Source organism: Sphingomonas sp. 7/4-4, from assembly GCF_027941955.1.
In the GTDB taxonomy this organism is placed as follows: domain Bacteria; phylum Pseudomonadota; class Alphaproteobacteria; order Sphingomonadales; family Sphingomonadaceae; genus Sphingomonas.
Genome location: NZ_CP115960.1, coordinates 4,406,272 through 4,423,370, shown reverse-complemented (window position 1 = coordinate 4,423,370; position 17,099 = coordinate 4,406,272). Strand labels below are relative to the sequence as shown.

Here is a 17,099-nt window from a genome sequence, read left to right as displayed (position 1 = left end):
TTGAGTCACAACGACGCACCCCTCCTTCGCGGAAAGCAGACCCTTTCCGCGCGTAAACCCGCTACGACCTAAGGCCCTACTGCAGCCGGAATCTTGCCCCCAGGCTGGCGCGTCGAGCTTCACAACCCCGATCAGACGCGATCGGGGAGGACTGTTTTAGGAACCGAAATTCGAGTCGAGCAAGGGGGCGAAGTGCAAAGAAAGTGAAATAGTTTTGTTGACTCGCCGGAACCCACGGTTTTCCGTCATGTCACAATTTTCCACCTGATGAATCAGCCACTTAGAACAACCTTCATAAAATTGAAGGATGCGAATCGTTGGTTTTCCGCCACTTATGCCGTCCCATTCGGTAACAGCTGCCAAGTGCCTTGCTGCACACGCGAAAAACCCCGCCGGAGTGGGTCCGGCGGGGTCATCGTTACGGAATTGTGACGTTTATGCCAGCGCTTGCACGCGCTTGTTGAGGCGCGAGAACTTCCGGCTGGCGGTGTTCTTGTGCAGCACGCCCTTGGCGACGCCACGCTGCAGCTCGGGCTGCGCGGCGGCGAGCGCGACGCTGGCCGCGGCCTTGTCGCCCGATTCGAGCGCCGACTCGACCTTCTTGATGAAGGTACGGATGCGGCTCACGCGGTTGCCGTTGATTTCCGCACGGCGGTCGTTCCGCCGGATACGCTTCTTCGCTTGCGGCGTATTCGCCATGCCGTCTCGTTCCTGCTCAATTGGAGGGGCGCGGTACGGGTCCACGCCGGGAAAGGCGAGCCCCTTAACGTCTGAGGCGATTCGGGTCAATCATTTCTGGCACCTTGGGCACCAGAAGGTCGATCGCCCCGAATCGACTCGCCGCTCGACCAGCCCCCGCATGCACAGGGCTCGCCCTCGCGGCCATAGACGCGCCATTCCTTGGCGAAATAGCCGAGCTCGCCGTCGGGCCGCGCATAATCCCTGAGCGTCGATCCGCCCGCGCGAATCGCCGCGGTCAGCACGTCGCGCACCGCCTCTACCAGTTTCGCCAGCCGCGCCCTGCTGATCGTCCCCGCCGCCCGGGTCGGGGCGATCTGCGCGAGGTACAGCGCCTCGCACACATAGATGTTGCCGAGCCCCGCGACGACTCGCTGGTCGAGCAGCAGCGCCTTCACCGGGGCGATCCGGTTCTTGAACGCCGCGACGAGATGCGCCGCGTCGAAGTCCGGCCCCAGCGGCTCGGGGCCCAGTGCCTTGAACGCCGGCCATTCGGCCAGCTCCCCGGTCGGCACGATGTCGACCGATCCGAATCGCCGCGCATCGTTGAGCGCCAGCCGATGCTTGGCGGTCTCGATCACGAAATGATCGTGCTTGCCCAATTCCTCGGGATCGATCCGCCACCGCCCCGACATGCCGAGATGGAAGACCAGCGTGTCGCCGCGATCGGTGTCGATCAGTCCGTATTTGGCGCGCCGCCCCAGCCCCGTGACGGTGGCGCCGGTCAGCCGCTGGCCGAGATCCTGCGGGAACGGCCGGCGGAGATCGCCGCGGCGAAGCGTCACGCGCTCGATCCGCGCGCCCTCGAGCACGGGTTCGAGCCCGCGCACGGTCGTCTCGACTTCGGGAAGCTCTGGCATGCCAACCCCTAGCCGCGCTGCCCTCCCCCGCTAGAGCGCAGCCATGCCCGACACCGTCTCCTTCGGCTACGAAGACATCGCCCCCGAGGAGAAGACCGCCCGCGTCGGCGAGGTCTTCTCCAGCGTCGCATCGAAGTACGATCTGATGAACGATGCCATGTCGGGCGGCTTGCATCGCCTGTGGAAGGACCTGTTCGTCCGCCGGGTGAAGCCGCGCGCCGGCGAGCACATCCTCGACATGGCCGGCGGCACCGGCGACATCGCCTTCCGCATGGCGCCATCGGGCGCGGCGATCACCGTCGCCGACATCAATCCCGAGATGCTCGGCGTCGGCGTCGAGCGCGCCGCGCAGCGCGGGATCGACGGGCTGGTGTGGAGCGAGGCCAATGCCGAGGCGCTCCAATGGCCCGACAAGTTCTTCGATGCCTATACGATCGCGTTCGGCATCCGGAACGTCACCGACATCCCCAAGGCGCTCCGTGAGGCGCACCGCGTCCTGAAGCGCGGCGGCCGCTTCTACGTGCTCGAATTCTCGACCACGCAGTGGCCCGGCTTCGCGCAAGTCTATGACGCCTATTCGCACCATCTCGTCCCGCGGCTCGGCCAATTGCTCGCGGGCGATGCGGATTCCTATCGCTATCTGATCGAATCGATCCGCCGCTTCCCGCCGATGCCCGAATTCGAGGCGATGATCCGCGACGCGGGTTTCACCCAGACCAAGGTCGAGCCGTTGCTCGGGGGCTGGTCGCGATCCACAGCGGCTGGAAGATTTGATCTAGAATCGCATGACCGCTCCTCCGATCCACCTCTGGCGCCTGTTTAAATGGGGCCGCATCCTCGCACGCCACGGCGCGCTGCGCGGGATCGAGCGCGATCTCAATACGCCCAGACCCGTCCGCCGTTTCGTCCGCGTTCTCCGTTTCGGCGCACGCATTCCTGACGTACCCCGTTACGCCATTGCCTTCCAGGCGATCGGCCCCGCCGCGATCAAGCTCGGCCAGACGCTCGCCACCCGCCCGGACCTCGTCGGCGAGGAAGCCGCGCACGATTTGCTCCGCCTCCAGGACGCGCTGCCCCCGCTGCCCTTCGCAGTGATCCGCCAGCGCATCGAATCCTCCTATGGCCGCCCGCTCGAGACCTTCTTCGCCTCGATCGAGGAAACGCCTGTCGGCGCCGCCTCGATCGCGCAGGTCCACCGCGCGATCACCACCGAGGGCGCGCAGGTTGCGGTCAAGGTGCTCCGCCCCGGCGTCGAGGCCGAGTTCGCAAGGGCGATCGAGACCTATGAATGGGCCGCGGCCCAAGTCGAGGGCATGGGCGGCGAAGCCGCGCGCCTCCGTCCCCGGCTGATCATCGAGACCTTCAAGCGCTGGACCGCGCGCGAGCTCGATCTCCGCCGCGAAGCCGCCTCGGCCTCCGAGCTCGCCGAGGGCATGACCGCCGAGCCCGATTTCTACGTCCCCGCGATCGATTGGCAGCGCACCACCGGCAAGGTGCTCGTCCTCGAATGGCTCGACGGCATCAAGCTCTCGGACCGCGCCGCACTGATCGCCGCCGGGCACGACACCACTGCGCTTGCCGGCAAGCTGATCCGCGCGTTCCTGCGCCAGGCGATCGCCGAGGGCTTCTTCCACGCCGACATGCATCAGGGGAACCTGTTCGCGCTTCCCGACGGCCGCATCGCCGCGATCGATTTCGGGATCATGGGCCGAATCGACCGCCGCGCCCGCGTCTGGCTGGCCGAGATCCTCTACGGCCTGATCACCGGCAATTATAAGCGCGTCGCCGAAATCCATTTCGAGGCGGGCTACGTCCCCTCGCACCACAATGTCGCCGAGTTCGCCACGGCGCTGCGTGCCGTCGGTGAGCCGATGCGCGGGCTGCCGGTCAAGGACATGTCGGTCGGCGCGATGCTCGACGGGCTGTTCAACATCACCCGCGATTTCGACATGCAGACCCAGCCGCACCTCCTCCTTCTTCAGAAGACGATGGTGATGGTCGAAGGCGTCGCGCGCGGGCTCGATCCCGAGATCAACCTGTGGGAGACCTCGGCCCCGTTCGTCCGCGAATGGATCCGCACCGAGCTTGGTCCCGAAGCCGCAGTCGCCGACCGGATCATCACCGATCTGCGCACGCTGGCCCGCCTGCCCCAGCTCATCCGCAACATCGAGCTGCGCTACCCGACGCCCGGCGGCGCCCCCGCCCCGCCCTTGCGCGAGATCGAAGTCGTCCGCGTCGGCGGCGGCTGGCGCTATGCGGCGGTGGCTGTGCTGGCCGCAGCGGCAAGCGCGGCGGCGATGTGGGTGATCCTCTAGCGGCGTAGCCGGTCACCCGCGGCCAGCGTCAAACGGATCGATGCCGGATTCTGTCGCTCATCGGCGGCTCGACGCAGTGATTGTGTGCCGCCTGCATTCCCCCTATGCTCCGCTTGCCGTTGGCGAAGGGGAATCCGCTGATCAGGGAACTGTCCCCGGAACTCGAACTTGCGATCGCTTGCTGTCGCTTTCCGCCCGGCGTCGCGACGAGCGAAGCCATCGCCGCAGCCTTGGCGAAACCTCTGAACTGGCCGGACTTCCTCAAGATCCTGCGGCGGCACCGAATCGTCAGCCTCGCCAATTTCAATCTCGCCCGCAGCGGGCACGACATCCCCGCGGACGTGCGAACAACCTTGGCTGCCGCCGCCCGCGATTGCGCGACGACGGACCTCGTCCACGCAGCCGAAACCGCGCGGCTGCAGCGGGAATTCGACGGGGCGGGTTTGCCGGCGCTTTTTCTCAAGGGAGCGACGACCGGTGTCCTCGCTTATGGCGCGCTCGGCGTCAAACAATCGTGGGACATCGATCTGCTGACCACCGAGCCGAATATGATGGACGCGATGGAGCTGCTCCAGCGCCGGGGCTACAGGTTGGTATCCCCCGCAGGCCTGTCACCTGCCGCACTCGCACGCTTCGCCCGCTTCTATCATGAAGCACAACTGCGCGACGATCGCGGAATCACCGTCGAGCTTCATTGGCGCCTCTTCACCAAACCCGTGATGCCCGGCGTCAGCGCCTTGTCGGAAACGCAAGTCGTTCGGCTGGGCGACTGCGACGTACGAACGTTGCGAGACGATCTGCTGATCGTTTTTCTGATCGGACATGGTCAGGAGCATGGATGGAGCCGGCTCAAATGGTTGGCCGACCTGAACGCAATGCTGGCACGCGGCAGCGTGGAGCGTATAGAGGGAGTATATGGCGCGGCCAGCGCGCTGGGGCTCGGCCAAGAAGCGTCGGCTGCTTTATTGCTTTGCGCCCGATTGTTTGAACTCGCTTTGCCGCTCGATCTTGCGAAACGCTGGCAGAATGCGTCCGAGGTCCAACGGCTGGTTGCGGTGAATCTCGACTGCATCGCCCATCCCATGGGAGGATCCGACCTGCCGTCGATCTCGCGCACGGGGCTCGCGCTTCTCGCCTCGCGTTTCAGAACGGGCAAGGGTTGGAAATATTTGCTGGGCGAGCTCCGCTCCATGTGGACCCAGCCAATAGTCCGCGCGAAATACCCCGCCGTGCTCGATTCCGTGTATCATGCCCTGCGCGTGCCGACCCTTATACTGCGCCTACCCTTCATGCTGCTCCGTCTCCGGTCGGCGGCGGTTGCGGATCACCGCCGCGAGCGGTAACGCGCCCGATCTTTGTGCGCTCGACAGCCGCGTTTTCGCTCAACTAGGATGTAGCGCATGAAAAGCAGCACGCTGCGACTGCGCGGTTTCGCAGGTGACCTGCTCCAGGGAGAAGGCTCGCACGGAGCGAAGCCCTTGTTTCTCGCCCTTGCCGGCGCCGTGTTCGAGGGCGTGGGCCTCATGCTGCTGGTGCCGATCATCGCCTTGCTGAGCAATGGCCCGATCGAGCGCCACGCAACAAACGGATGGCTCGCGCGCGCGGCCGCCGCCTGGCTTCCGCCCGGCGCGTTCGCCCAACTGACCTCGCTGATCCTCCTGTTCGGCGTGCTGCTGGTGCTACGCTCGATTGTCGTCGTCGCCCGTGATGTCAGCTTCGCGCGGTTGAACGGCACCTTCCTCGAACGCACGCGAAGCCGGGTTCTGGAAGCATTGGTGGCAGCCGGCTGGAGCAGGGTTGCCGGCTTGCAGCATGGGCGCGTCGCGCATCTGCTGAGCGCGGATTTTCAGGCATGCGGCGTGGCCGGCGTATCCTTCGTGAACCTTTGCCTTTCGGGGGTCATGCTCGCGGTGCTGCTCCTGGTGGCCCTGATTCTGTCTCCTGTGCTGGCCCTCACTGCGGGCGCACTCCTCCTTCTATTGGGGATGATCCTGTATCCGGGTCTGGCCGCAGCGCGGCACAGTGGCTCGGAACTCGGTGCGCTCGGCGTGAGGCTGACGAGCGAGATGGGGCAATTCCTCGCCGGGCTGAAATCCGCGCTCGGAAACGACATGGGATCCGAATTTCTCGCTCAGGTCATGCGGCTGCAAAACGATCAAACGCAGCGAATGATATCGTTCGCCCGTCAGCAGAGTCAGGCCCGCGCGACGATCGCCCTGGCCGCCGGCACAATCGGGGCGCTTGCCCTGTTCGCAGGCGGACTGGTGTTCGGGGTCGCGGGCCCGCAGCTTCTGGCGATGCTGGTGATTCTCACGCGCGTGGCAGGACCCGCACTGCAGTTCCAGCAGAGCTTGCAATTGCTGCTCCACGCGCTGCCCACCTATGAGCGGATAAAGGCGCTGGAAAGCGAGTTGCGTGCCGGCCGGCAAAAAGCATCGAGCGACGGCATGCTACCGCCGCCGGGGCCCATCGTCCTCCGCAAGGTCAGCTATCGGCATCCAGGCGGGAGCGAGACCGGCAGCGGAGTGCGCGACGTCGATCTGACCATCGAACCAGGCAATATGGTGGCGATCGTCGGCGATTCGGGCGCCGGCAAGACCACCCTCGCCGATCTCCTCGCGGGCTTGGTACCTCCGCAATCCGGTTCGATCGAGATCGGCGGCGTCTCACTTGCCAACCTGAATGTTGCACGCTGGCAGCGCGCCATCGCCTATGTTCCGCAGGACTCGTTTCTGATCAACGACACGATCCGCCACAACCTGCTCTGGGGAATCATGGGGGCGGAAGAAGCCGAAATGCACGCGGCACTGCGTGTCGCCGCTGCCGACGGGGTGGTCGGCCGGCGCCCGGCGGCGCTGGAGACGATCGTGGGCGAACGGGGCATTTTGCTCTCGGGTGGCGAACGTCAGCGGATAGCGCTGGCGAGAGCGCTGCTACGCCGTCCGCGACTGATGATCCTGGACGAGGCGACCAACGCGCTGGATACGGAGATCGAACGGCAGGTCATCGGCAATCTTCTGGCGCTTCCGGACCGACCCGCGATCGTGGCCATCTCGCACCGTGCCGCAACGCTTGACCTGTTCCACCGGGTCTATCGGATGGAAGGGGGCGGCTCGTCTGAGGTGGCGTGTCCGACCGGGCCGCTGGAAACTGCGCGACTGTCGCAAAGTCAGCGATATTGTCGCAGCCGACGACGTCGAATGCACCCGAGCGCACCCACACATGAGCTGACAGCGCGCGATCCCGATCCCTGGCGATTCCGTAAAACAACGTCGAGGCGATCCCACGCCGCCGCAACATCCATTGCGCGGTCAGGCCCTGCTCGAAGCATTTCGCGCGAAAAGGAACGCGGCGCGCCACCGCTGTGATCGCCCAGCGGAATTCGGCGATCATCGAGGCCTCGTCCGGCGGCGCCAGCGCTGCACCCTTCCCGCTCGCCAGCCGACCCACACGCGCAAAGGGAAGCAAGGCAATCGCCGCCGACGCGCCCGCGAGCAAAAGCCCGGCCTCGATCAATAGCGACCACTCGCGGCCCGATAGCCCGCGCAGGGTCCTGCGCTTCCGGTTCAACCCTCGGCTCCTTCTGTCGCCTGCCAGTGACTAGCGCGCGAATACCTGCTTTGTCTTGGGGCCGCCCGAGAAAAAGTATAATGACCTTGTCGTATCGGCGACGATCCCGAATCCATTTCGCGACTGAAGCGCGACAGGAGCAGAGCAATGGAGCGACACGAGCAGGATCTGTTGGTCAGCCGCAACGGCGGTTTGATGGAAGCGGAAGTGGATGGCGAAATGGTGGGCCTCCATGTCGAGAGCGGCACTTGCTACGGTTTCAACAACACGGCGTATCGCATCTGGCAGCTGGCCGAGCGGCCGGTCCGGCTATCGCAGCTCTGTACTGCGCTGTCGGAGGAATATGATGTCGATCCCGCGACCTGCGAACGAGATCTCCGCGCAATCCTCAAGGATCTGGGCGATGATGGGCTGGTGACCCTGTCCCAGGCCTAGCCCGCGGCGGCGGCGAGCGAACGGACATGCTCCTCGATGCGCGCCGTAGTTTCGCCGATCGAATCCGCATCCCAGGGGCGCGAAAGCGTGAAGAGCGGAACCGCGCGACTCAACGCGAAGCAGGTCTCGAAATGGACGCGCGAATCTCCGAACAGGGGGATGAAGCTCCCGCGATAGGTGTTCTCGATCAGCGCCTGCACCGCGGCGATACCGGAAAGCCTCCGAATCTCCGGGCTCGCGCCGCTATCATCGCGCTCGAGCAGATAGATCGCTTTGAGCGGCGATGCGGTCGGACGCGCGTCGAGATCAGTGCTTACGGTATATTTGTCGAGCGCGTCGAACGCGGGCTCATAAGCATCGACCGCACGGCCGGAACGCTCCACTGCGTCCCGCCACAGCCGCAAGCGCGGGATTCCCGCCTGCGCCACGAATGTGGCGCCGTCGTGGGTCACCGCACACACATCGTCGGACAGGATGCCGCGCCCCGAATCGTGAAACGCAGCCGCCAGCGTTGATTTGCCCGCACCCGACTTGCCCATGAAAGCGATCGCGCCGCCATCGATATCGATCGCATTGGCATGCAGCGGCAGGATCCCGCGCTGGTGCAGCAGGACACCCATGGCCGATCCCAGCAAGAAGAGGCGCACATTGCGGCCCGATGCGGCGGGGTCGGGCTGGACGATGATTCTCCGCCCCTCGCTGATGCAAAAGCGCGCCACGTCGGTGACGGTGAGGACGACGCCGAAACCCGTCGCCACCAGCGGCTCCGGATCGCCGCGATCGTCCCCGGGGTAATCCACGGCTCCGAGCGCGATCTCGACCGCCGGCGTGTCATCCCGGGCGCAGGATTCGAGTTCGGGCAGCGCAACCGTCGATCGCAGTGCGAGGCCGAAGAGCCGATAGTCGTGCGGGGCTTCGCTGTCTGCTTCCATATGTTCAAAGTCTATGCAGGAAAGCTCGGCCGCGAAAGTGCCTAGCCAAATGGGCCTTCATGGGTTGCATGGTGCATGGCGCGATGCGATGCTCGCCACTGTCCTCCACCGCGACCGGTCTGGGAGCTGAATGCATGACCGCGCTGGCGGGCATCTGGAATTTCACCGGCCGTACCGATGCGGAAGCGTCGCTCCAGCGAATGCTCGCGGCGCAGCGCATCTACGGGCCGCACGGTGATGCCCGCTGGGACGGCGGCGATGTCGCGATCGGACGATCGATCTTCCAGACGCTGCCCGAGGATATCTATGACCGGGGGCCGGTCGAAGGCGGGGGGCCGATACCACTTAGTCGCCGATGTTCGATTAGATAATCGCGGCGACCTTGCCGAAACGCTCGGCATCAACGACGCCGAAGCACGGACGCTCCCCGACGCGGGTTTCGTCATGCGCGCCTGGGAACGCTGGAGGGAGGCCTGCTTCGCGCATCTCTACGGCGATTATGCGATCGCGTTATGGGATACGGCCGAACGCAAGCTGTTCCTCGCGCGCGACGCGGTGGGTGGGCGACCGCTGCATTATCACCGCGGCGATGGATTTTTCGCCTTCGCCACCATGCCCAAGGGCTTGCACGCGCTTCCCGAAGTGCCGCTCGCCCCCGACGCGATCCGCACGGCCGAATTGCTGGTCCTTATGCCCGAATGGGGTCCGCGATCCTTCTTCGAGGGAGTGAGCCGTGTCGAGCCCGGTCAGATCGTCATCGTGGACGCAAAGGAGCAGCGGGCTCATCGTCACTGGCATCCTCCAACCACCGGCAACGACCGATGGCAACTCGGCGACGCTGCGGAAGCGATGCGCGCCGAACTCGACCGAGCGGTCGCAGCCAGGCTACGTGGTGGCGATGGCCGCATCGGCGCGCATCTGAGCGCCGGGCTCGACAGTTCTGCAGTCGCCGCCACCGCGGCGCGTCTCCTCGCCCCGACCAACGGCCAAGTCGTCGCCTTCACATCGGTTCCCCGCGAAGGCTATGCCGGCGAGGCGCCAGATGCGCGGATTGGCGACGAAGGGCCGCTGGCTGCGAAGACCGCTGCCCTCTATTCCAATATCCAGCACCTGCTGATCCGCCCGGACGGAGGATCGACGTTCGACAATTGGGATCGCGACTTCCTTCTGCATGATCGTCCGTTGGTGAATCCGTGCAATCAACGCTGGATTAACGCGATCAATGCCGAGGCGCAGCGCCGCGGTCTCAAGGTGATGCTGACGGGGGCGATGGGTAACGCCACGCTGAGCTATGCCGGAACCGAGCTCCTGCCCGAGCTGGCAGCCAGGTTTCGCTGGATTGCGCTTTCTCGTGAAATCGCCGCGCTGGCCGCCAGTGGATCGATGCGGTGGCGGGGCGGCCTCGCGCTCGCATTCGGTCCGTGGATACCACGGCCATTGTGGAGGGCCCTGAACCGCCACTATCGGGGCGCCAGCCTCGATTTGCACGCGTACAGCGCGGTTCGGCCCGAGTACGTGCGCGAGGCCCAACTATCCCAATTGGCCGAGGCACGCGAACTCGACTTCAGCTATCGCCCCCGCAAAAGTGCCAGGGCTGCCCGCTTGTGGATGCTCAATCGTATAGATCAGGCGAACGCGGCCAAGGCCGCTCTGGCGGGTTACGGGATCGACCTGCGCGACCCAACCGCGGATCGAAGGCTGATCGAATTCTGCATCTCACTGCCGACCAGCCTGTTCCTGCGCGGCGGGCAGGCTCGCGTCCTGGGGCGCCATGCGCTTGCCGACCGATTGCCGCCGGAAGTTCTCGAAGAACGGCGCAAAGGCTATCAAGCGGTCGATTGGCACGAGGGCCTCGATGCCGGTCGCGAAGCGCTGCGGACCGAAATCAGTCGGCTAGAGCATGTTCCTGCGGCCTCGCAAATCCTCGATCTCGCCGAGATGCGAGCAACGCTGGAGAACTGGCCCAGTTGTGAGTGGAACGTGCCGCAAGTGACGAATAAATATCGCTTATCCCTTTTGCGCGGCGGCGCTATCGGTCATTTCTTGCGGAAGGCTTCCCGCAGCAACGCCTGAGTGTGCCGATCTCTTCGGCTCCTTGGTATCTTCAATAAAGGTATAAATAAATTCGCCGATGCCGACTTGCGACGAGAGCAAATCGAAGATAGGCTTTCCAACGTTGCACGCGCGTCATAGGGGAGACCAGGGATGGATAGTGAACTTCAGAATCAGACGAACTCGCCCAAGCAGGAAGAGCGAAGCGAATGGGTCCGTCCGGAAGTGAGCAAGATCAATGCCGGTGCGGCCGAACTCAACGCGGCTCCCGCCACTGATTTCGCCAACTTGTCCTGATTCAACCTGCACCGCGGCGGAGAGGCTCGACGCAGAACAGGGGCCCGTGAATATCGGGCATTGATCGCCTAAATGTCGGCAGATGTATTTGATCGATTTATTGCCGAAACAAAATGGCCCGGAGCATCGCTCCGGGCCATTTTTCATTCTTGGCCAGTTTGTCAGTTCGTTGGAAGAACCGCCCCGGTGAAGGCTCCATTGACAGTATTGCCCTGGAGTAAATTGTTACCGAAGCTGGCGATCGTTCCGCCTGCCGCCTGGACAAGTGCCGACCCATTGTTCGTGATGGTAGTCCTGCTCACACGAATGGTCGCAGCCCCGCCGTTGGCAATAATTCCAGCGCCGTTGTTGGATACGTTCGAATCCATGATCATCAGCGACACGGTGCTGGTGCCCGCCGGAACGGCCACCGCAACGCCGCCGCCATTGGCCGAAATGTCGCTGTTGCCGATGGTGGCTTTGACACCTGCGGCGCTCGTATTGCCGGTGGTATCGATTTTGAAGCCGCCGTTGAGGTTGTTCTTCAGCGAGACATTTTCGAGGGTCACGATAGCGCTGCCACTGGCACCGGTCGGCTGGACTAGGATACCGCCTCCCGTAGAGCTGGTGCCATTGTTCACGAGCAAAACATCCCGCAAGGCCAGTCGCGCGGCGGCGACGGGTTGAAACGAGATACCTTGCCCGTTGGTCGACAGGTTATTCTGGATGATGACGTGCTCTACGACGAGCGAAGCACCCGAAATGAAGCGGATCCCGTTGAGCCCCGGAGTCGTGCCGGCGCCATTGATCGAGATTCCTCGCAGCACGACTCTGGCCGTCCCCGGCGTTACCGTGGCGCTATCGTTGATGACGAAGCCGTTGATACCGCCCGAATTGAGCGTGCTGCCGAACGTGCCTGTGCAATCGATGGTGATCGATTTGGTGATCGTGAGCGTGCCGAAGCCAGCTGGATCGAGGCAATCGATCTCGCCGCCGGTGGCGGTTTTCGAAATTGCGCCCGCAAAGGTCTTGCACGGCGCGGTGCGGCTGCATGGATTGACGTCGTCGCCGACACCGGACACCCAGGTGCGAGTCGCTTGCGCCATGGCGGGTGCGGCATAAAACGAAGCAGCAACGACGATGCCGACTGCAATATTCCGCATTGATGATGAAGGCATGGCTAATTGCCTCTCCAATCCAGGCGCCTTAGCGCGTTGAGACAAAGATGAAGCATGCACGCTTTAGGCATGCTGTTTACGTGATACTATGGCGTCATGCATGGCGGTCGCTTGCGACCGCCATGCATGCAATAGTCTCGGCGGGTTTACGATACGCCGCAACCGTCGAGAAAATCCTCCGCCTTGCGGATCAGCTTGGGGGACCGCGCCGGTGAAGGCGCCATTGGTGGTATTCCCCTGAAGCAAATTGTTACCGAAGGTAAGGACCGACGCACCTGCCGCCGCGACCACACCGTTGCCGTTGTTGGTGATGATGGTGTCGCTCACGCGAACGGTCACGGCCGCGCCGTTGCCAATAATCCCGGCGCCATTGTTGGATATGTTCGAATTCGCGATCATCAGCGATGCGTTGCTGGTGCCCGCCGGAACGACCACCGCGACGCCGCCGCCATTGGCCGAAATGTCGCTGTTGTTGATGGTGGCTTTGACGCCCGCGGCGCTCGTATTGCCGGTGGTATCGATTTTGAAGCCGCCGGCGAGATTGTTGTTGAGGGAAACGCCATCGAGCGTCACCATCGCGCTGCCGCCTGCGCCGGTCGGCTGGATCAGGATGGCGCCGCCGCTGCTGGCCGTGCCGCTATTGCTGATCGATGTGTTCTTGACGACCAGCTTTGCAGCCCCACTCGGAGCGAACAGGATCCCGAAGCCATTGGGCGCTGCGCCCGTTGCCCCGCGGATAACCGTGTTCTCGACCGTCAGGAGGCCCCGGCGAGAAAGCGAATGCCGTTCAGCCCTGGCGAAGTTGGCGGAGCTCCGTTGATATCGAGTCCCCGGATGAAGATATTGTCGGTCGCCGCCGCGTTGATGACGATTCCGTTGGTGGACGAATGGAGCACACCGGCGGTCACGCCGACGCATTGCAGCGCGATCGACTTGGTGATCGTCACTGCGCCATAGGCGCCCTGGTCGATGCAGTTGATTTCCCCGCCGGCCGCGGTCTTGGAAATCGCGCCAGCAAACGTTTTGCACGGTGCGGTGCGGCTGCACGGATTGGCGTCGTCGCCGACACCCGAAACCCAAGTCCTTGTCGCCTGCGCCGCAGCAGGAGCGGCATAGGCCAGCGTACCTGCGGCGATGAGGCATGCAGCGACAAGAGGTCGTTTAAAGGATGAACTCATAGTGATTTCCCCGGTAGATCAAGCGCTTGCCTGCATGTCGAACGACACGCATCCAAAGCAGACAGGCTCATGAAGAGCCAACAATACGCGTTACTATCGAGCAAGAAAGATCGGCTCGTGATGGCCGTCTGGAGAAAGTCGGCGACGACCCACGACTCGATCCAACATCCCTTTATAGATTCTGCGCTCCTATTCCTGTCTTGGCAACCCTGTCCTGCGCATCCTGATATCAGTACTGATCAGTATCTATTCCTCATCCCATCTCTAAATAACGATATTCAGCACTCGCTCTTCTTAACTCCATCCGACATATCATTGATTCTGCCTGCCTTCGAACGCCGACCTGCACTTCCGGGCGAGGGGCCGGCGGTTTCGCCCGCCCTCCCCCTCGACACCGGCTCCACCGTCCGTGTAGTCCCGCGCCAGCATGGCCCGTTCCGCCACTCTCTGGCTCGCCGCCCCCAGTCGTTTCGCCGGCGTGCGCAAATCCCGCGCGCGGATCGCGGTCGGGCTGCTCGCGCTGCTGTTCCTCGCCTGCCTGACCAGCCTGTGGAGCGCCTCGCCGCCCGCGAACAGCAGCGAGCCCGCCGCGCATGCCGATGACCAGCGCGACGTGACGCTCTACACCAATATCGTCGCGGCGATCCGGCACGGCGAAGGCTATTATGCCGCGGCGGCGGAGGCGCTGCGCGAGGGTGATTATCCGCTACGTCCCTTCTTCACGTTCCGCCTGCCGACGCTGGCGATGGTCCAGGGCCATTTGCCCGAGCCGATGATCGTGGGCCTGCTCTTCGTGCTCGTGGCCGCGACGATGCTCGCCTGGGGCATGCGGCTGCGCACCGCGCTCACCGGCTGGCCGCCGACGGTAATCGCGCTTGCGCTCCTCGCCGGCGGGCTGATGGCATTCGTTCAGGCCGAACTCTGGCCTTTCCACGAGATCTGGGCCGGGCTCTTCGTTGCGCTCTCGCTCGCGCTCCGTCGCCCTGGCCGGTGGATGGAGGCCGCCGCGCTCGGGCTCGTTGCCGCGCTGATTCGCGAAACCGCCGGGCTCTATCTCCTGCTGATGGCATTGCTTGCCTGGCGCGAAGGCTATCGCCGCGAAGCCTTGGGCTGGCTGGCCGCCTGCGCCGCGCTCGGGATCGCGCTCGCGGCGCATGCTTTCGGCGTGTTGCAAGTCGTCCGCTCGCTCGATCCCGCCTCGCCCGGCTGGACCGGGCTGCTCGGCCCGGGCTTTTTCGTCAATGCGATCAAGGCCTCGACTGCGCTGGCGATTCTGCCGCTTCTCGCCGCGGTGCCGCTGGTCGCGCTTTCGCTGTTCGGCTGGGCCGCCTGGCGCGATCCCACCGGGCTGCGTGCAGGCGTCACCTTCGCGGCCTATGCGCTCGTTCTCAGCGTCTTCGCGCGCCCCGATACCTTTTACTGGGGGCTGATGATCGCCCCCGCTTTCCTCGTCGGCCTCGTCTTCGTGCCAGACGGCTTGCGCGATCTGTTTCGCCCGAGCCTCGACAAGCGGCGCATAACGGTGACAAGGGTGACGCGATGAAGCGCATCTTGCTGATCGTCGGAGGCGGCATCGCCGCCTACAAGGCTTGCGAGTTGGTCCGGCTGTGCCGCAAGGCCGGGATCGGCGTGAAGGTCGTGCTGACCGACGGGGGCAGCCATTTCGTCACGCCGATGACGCTCGCGGCGCTCTCCGAAAACCAGGTTTATACCACTCTCTGGGATCTCAAGGACGAGACCGAGATGGGGCACATCCAGCTGAGCCGCGAGGCCGATCTGGTGGTCGTCGCCCCCGCCACCGCCGATCTGCTCGCCAAGATGGCCGCCGGCCTCGCCGACGATCTCGCCACGACCTTGCTCCTTGCCACGGACAAGCCCGTCCTCACCGCCCCGGCAATGAACGTCCGCATGTGGCAGCACGCCGCGACGATCCGCAACGTCGCCCGGCTTCGTGCCGACGGCGTGACGATCCTCGAGCCCGACGAGGGCCCGATGGCCTGCGGCGAATACGGCCCCGGCCGCCTTCCCGAGCCCGAGGCGATCCTGAACGCCATCCTCACCTTCCCGTTCGCTTCGAGCGAAGTCGAGAAGCCTGTCCCAAGCCAACGTGTCTCGACTTCGCTCGACACGAACGGAGGGGTGGAAGCCCCAAGACTGACCGGCAAGCACATCCTCGTCACCGCCGGCCCCACCCACGAACCGATCGATCCGGTCCGCTACATCGCCAACCGCTCGTCGGGCCGCCAGGGCTTCGCGATCGCCGAAGCCCTGATCCGCCTCGGCGCCCGGGTGACGCTGGTGTCCGGCCCGGTCACCCTCGCCACCCCGGCGGGCGTTACGCGCATCGATGTCGAGACCGCACGGGAAATGGCCGACGCAGTCGCTACCGCCCTCCCCGCCGACGCCGCGGTGATGGTCGCCGCGGTCGGCGACTGGCGCGCCGAAGCCGCCACGCAAAAGCTCAAGAAAGGCGCAGCACCCCCGTCGCTCGCGCTCTCCGAGAACCCAGACATCCTCGCGTCGCTCGCGCAAAATCCGCATCGCCCGAAGCTGGTGGTGGGCTTCGCCGCCGAAACCGAGCGGGTGATCGAACACGCCACCGCAAAAGAACCCGCAAGGGCGCCGACTGGATTGTCGCCAACGACGTTTCGGGCGACGTCATGGGAGGTGAAGCCAACACCATCCATCTCGTCACCGCCGCCGGCGTCGAACATTGGGATCGCCTGCCCAAGGCCGAAGTCGCGCGCCGGCTCGCGGAGCGAATCGCCGATGCGCTCTAGCCTCGCGCTCCTGCCCCTGCTGCTCGCCGCCTGCACCGCGACCTCGACTGCCCCGCAGACCGCCACGGCAGACGATGCGCTCTATGCGCGCAGCTTCGGCGCGGCGCGCCCGGCCACTTTGCTCGTCGTCCTGCACGGCGACGCCCCTACCGCGAAGCCGGGCTACCAATATGCGTTCTCCGAAACCCTCGCCGCGCACATCCCGAACTCCCGCGTCGTCGCGCTGCTGCGCCCCGGCTACGAAGACCCGCAAGGCAATCGCTCGCCGGGCGAGCGCGGCCTGACCACCGGCGACAATTATACGCCCGACCGGCTCGACGCAGTGAGCGCCTCGCTCCGGAAACTCCGCGCGCGCTATCCCGATGCCCGCCTGGTCCTGATCGGTCATTCGGGCGGCGCGGCGATGGCGGCCGACCTTGCCGGCACGCGCCCCGAGCTCGTCGACGGGCTGCTGCTCGCCGCCTGTCCGTGCAGCCTGCCCGAATGGCGCCGGTACATGAAGGCGCGCCTGCCTGCCGCGCCGTTCGACCAGCCGGTGCAGAGCCTCGATCCGCTCCAGACCGTCGGCGGCGCCCAGCTCGATCTGCGTGCCGCCCTGGTCGTCGGTGCGGACGATCCGATCACGCCGCCCAAATTCTCGCGTGCCTATGCCGAGGCGCTGGCGCTGCGCGGGATCGCCACCGATTATCGCGTGTTGCCCGGCAAGGGCCACGAGATCCTCGATGATCCCGAAGTCCTGAGCGCGGCCGAGCGCATCGCCGCCGCGCTCCCCAGGAAAGGCTGAC

The 17,099-nt window shown here is 64.8% G+C and carries 14 protein-coding genes and 3 pseudogenes; 10 read left to right on the top strand and 7 right to left on the bottom strand.

Going from position 1 to position 17,099, the window contains the following annotated elements:
* Nucleotides 1-435: 435 nt before the first annotated feature.
* Together rpsT and mutM are read right to left on the bottom strand one after the other, a co-directional pair.
* Entirely contained in the window at nt 436-699 is a 264-nt protein-coding gene (gene rpsT, locus PIB19_RS22685) for a 30S ribosomal protein S20 (RefSeq protein WP_271241063.1), read from the bottom strand.
* A 90-nt stretch (nt 700-789) separates the two neighbouring features.
* Nucleotides 790-1,598, bottom strand: a pseudogene (gene mutM / locus PIB19_RS22680) (bifunctional DNA-formamidopyrimidine glycosylase/DNA-(apurinic or apyrimidinic site) lyase).
* A 43-nt stretch (nt 1,599-1,641) separates the two neighbouring features.
* On the opposite strand from mutM, the pseudogene PIB19_RS22675 reads away from it, so the two are divergent.
* The 4 genes and pseudogenes from PIB19_RS22675 to PIB19_RS22660 form a co-directional block, all read left to right on the top strand.
* Nucleotides 1,642-2,372 (top strand): annotated as a pseudogene (locus tag PIB19_RS22675) (class I SAM-dependent methyltransferase).
* A gap of 11 nt (nt 2,373-2,383) precedes the next feature.
* Complete coding sequence (ubiB, locus tag PIB19_RS22670) at nt 2,384-3,913, top strand: 2-polyprenylphenol 6-hydroxylase (RefSeq protein ID WP_271239150.1); 1,530 nt, start codon at nt 2,384-2,386, stop codon at nt 3,911-3,913.
* A 104-nt stretch (nt 3,914-4,017) separates the two neighbouring features.
* Complete coding sequence (locus PIB19_RS22665; RefSeq protein WP_271239149.1) at nt 4,018-5,256, top strand: nucleotidyltransferase family protein; 1,239 nt, start codon at nt 4,018-4,020, stop codon at nt 5,254-5,256.
* A 57-nt stretch (nt 5,257-5,313) separates the two neighbouring features.
* Nucleotides 5,314-6,828, top strand: a pseudogene (locus PIB19_RS22660) (ATP-binding cassette domain-containing protein); the annotation flags it as partial.
* 88 nt (nt 6,829-6,916) lie between these two features.
* Here the strand turns inward: PIB19_RS22660 and PIB19_RS23930 are convergent.
* Complete coding sequence (locus PIB19_RS23930; RefSeq protein WP_443018762.1) at nt 6,917-7,381, bottom strand: lasso peptide biosynthesis B2 protein; 465 nt, start codon at nt 7,379-7,381, stop codon at nt 6,917-6,919.
* A gap of 249 nt (nt 7,382-7,630) precedes the next feature.
* Here PIB19_RS23930 and PIB19_RS22655 point away from each other — a divergent pair, with 249 nt between their 5' ends.
* The gene (locus PIB19_RS22655; protein WP_271239147.1) at nt 7,631-7,918 is read left to right on the top strand and encodes a PqqD family protein; all 288 of its coding nucleotides are present in this window, start codon (nt 7,631-7,633) and stop codon (nt 7,916-7,918) included.
* Here PIB19_RS22655 and PIB19_RS22650 read toward each other — a convergent pair.
* A complete protein-coding gene (locus tag PIB19_RS22650; protein WP_271239146.1) occupies nt 7,915-8,850 on the bottom strand; it encodes a hypothetical protein in 936 nt (311 codons plus the stop codon). The genes PIB19_RS22655 and PIB19_RS22650 overlap by 4 nt on opposite strands.
* 134 nt (nt 8,851-8,984) lie before the next feature.
* On the opposite strand from PIB19_RS22650, the gene PIB19_RS22645 reads away from it, so the two are divergent.
* The 3 genes from PIB19_RS22645 (at nt 8,985) to PIB19_RS22635 (ending at nt 11,199) form a co-directional block, all read left to right on the top strand.
* Nucleotides 8,985-9,221, top strand: coding sequence for a hypothetical protein (locus PIB19_RS22645; protein ID WP_271239145.1), 237 nt, complete (start codon nt 8,985-8,987; stop codon nt 9,219-9,221).
* Entirely contained in the window at nt 9,157-10,923 is a 1,767-nt protein-coding gene (locus tag PIB19_RS22640) for an asparagine synthetase B family protein (protein ID WP_271239144.1), read from the top strand. Before PIB19_RS22645 ends, PIB19_RS22640 begins: the two co-directional genes overlap by 65 nt.
* A 132-nt stretch (nt 10,924-11,055) precedes the next feature.
* On the top strand, nt 11,056-11,199 hold the full coding sequence (locus tag PIB19_RS22635; protein WP_271239143.1) for a hypothetical protein: 144 nt from the start codon (nt 11,056-11,058) through the stop codon (nt 11,197-11,199).
* A gap of 161 nt (nt 11,200-11,360) precedes the next feature.
* On the opposite strand, the gene PIB19_RS22630 is transcribed toward PIB19_RS22635, so the two are convergent.
* The 3 genes from PIB19_RS22630 to PIB19_RS22620 all read right to left on the bottom strand — a co-directional run bounded on the left by PIB19_RS22630 (nt 11,361) and on the right by PIB19_RS22620 (nt 13,534).
* Entirely contained in the window at nt 11,361-12,341 is a 981-nt protein-coding gene (locus tag PIB19_RS22630) for a hypothetical protein (RefSeq protein WP_271239142.1), read from the bottom strand.
* Between the two features lie 78 nt (nt 12,342-12,419).
* On the bottom strand, nt 12,420-13,004 hold the full coding sequence (locus PIB19_RS22625; RefSeq protein WP_336297351.1) for a right-handed parallel beta-helix repeat-containing protein: 585 nt from the start codon (nt 13,002-13,004) through the stop codon (nt 12,420-12,422).
* A 107-nt stretch (nt 13,005-13,111) separates the two neighbouring features.
* Nucleotides 13,112-13,534 carry a hypothetical protein gene (locus tag PIB19_RS22620; RefSeq protein WP_271239140.1) on the bottom strand — a complete coding sequence of 141 codons (423 nt, stop codon included), beginning with the start codon at nt 13,532-13,534 and terminating at the stop codon, nt 13,112-13,114.
* Nucleotides 13,535-13,961: 427 nt separating this feature from the next.
* Between PIB19_RS22620 and PIB19_RS22615 the strand changes: the two genes are divergently transcribed.
* Both PIB19_RS22615 and PIB19_RS23925 read left to right on the top strand, forming a co-directional pair.
* A complete protein-coding gene (locus tag PIB19_RS22615) occupies nt 13,962-15,077 on the top strand; it encodes a hypothetical protein (protein WP_271239139.1) in 1,116 nt (371 codons plus the stop codon).
* Complete coding sequence (locus PIB19_RS23925; RefSeq protein ID WP_443018665.1) at nt 15,074-17,098, top strand: phosphopantothenoylcysteine decarboxylase domain-containing protein; 2,025 nt, start codon at nt 15,074-15,076, stop codon at nt 17,096-17,098. Before PIB19_RS22615 ends, PIB19_RS23925 begins: the two co-directional genes overlap by 4 nt.
* Nucleotide 17,099 lies beyond the last annotated feature (1 nt).

Bases quoted from the DNA above. Each gene is read 5' to 3' on its own strand.
- rpsT (WP_271241063.1), bottom strand. From the start codon at position 699: ATGGCGAATACGCCGCAAGCGAAGAAGCGTATCCGGCGGAACGACCGC.
- ubiB (WP_271239150.1), top strand. From the start codon at position 2,384: ATGACCGCTCCTCCGATCCACCTCTGGCGCCTGTTTAAATGGGGCCGC.
- PIB19_RS22665 (WP_271239149.1), top strand. From the start codon at position 4,018: ATGCTCCGCTTGCCGTTGGCGAAGGGGAATCCGCTGATCAGGGAACTG.
- PIB19_RS22655 (WP_271239147.1), top strand. From the start codon at position 7,631: ATGGAGCGACACGAGCAGGATCTGTTGGTCAGCCGCAACGGCGGTTTG.
- PIB19_RS22650 (WP_271239146.1), bottom strand. From the start codon at position 8,850: ATGGAAGCAGACAGCGAAGCCCCGCACGACTATCGGCTCTTCGGCCTC.
- PIB19_RS22645 (WP_271239145.1), top strand. From the start codon at position 8,985: ATGACCGCGCTGGCGGGCATCTGGAATTTCACCGGCCGTACCGATGCG.
- PIB19_RS22640 (WP_271239144.1), top strand. From the start codon at position 9,157: ATGACCGGGGGCCGGTCGAAGGCGGGGGGCCGATACCACTTAGTCGCC.
- PIB19_RS22635 (WP_271239143.1), top strand. From the start codon at position 11,056: ATGGATAGTGAACTTCAGAATCAGACGAACTCGCCCAAGCAGGAAGAG.
- PIB19_RS22630 (WP_271239142.1), bottom strand. From the start codon at position 12,341: ATGCGGAATATTGCAGTCGGCATCGTCGTTGCTGCTTCGTTTTATGCC.
- PIB19_RS22620 (WP_271239140.1), bottom strand. From the start codon at position 13,534: ATGAGTTCATCCTTTAAACGACCTCTTGTCGCTGCATGCCTCATCGCC.
- PIB19_RS22615 (WP_271239139.1), top strand. From the start codon at position 13,962: ATGGCCCGTTCCGCCACTCTCTGGCTCGCCGCCCCCAGTCGTTTCGCC.
- PIB19_RS23925 (WP_443018665.1), top strand. From the start codon at position 15,074: ATGAAGCGCATCTTGCTGATCGTCGGAGGCGGCATCGCCGCCTACAAG.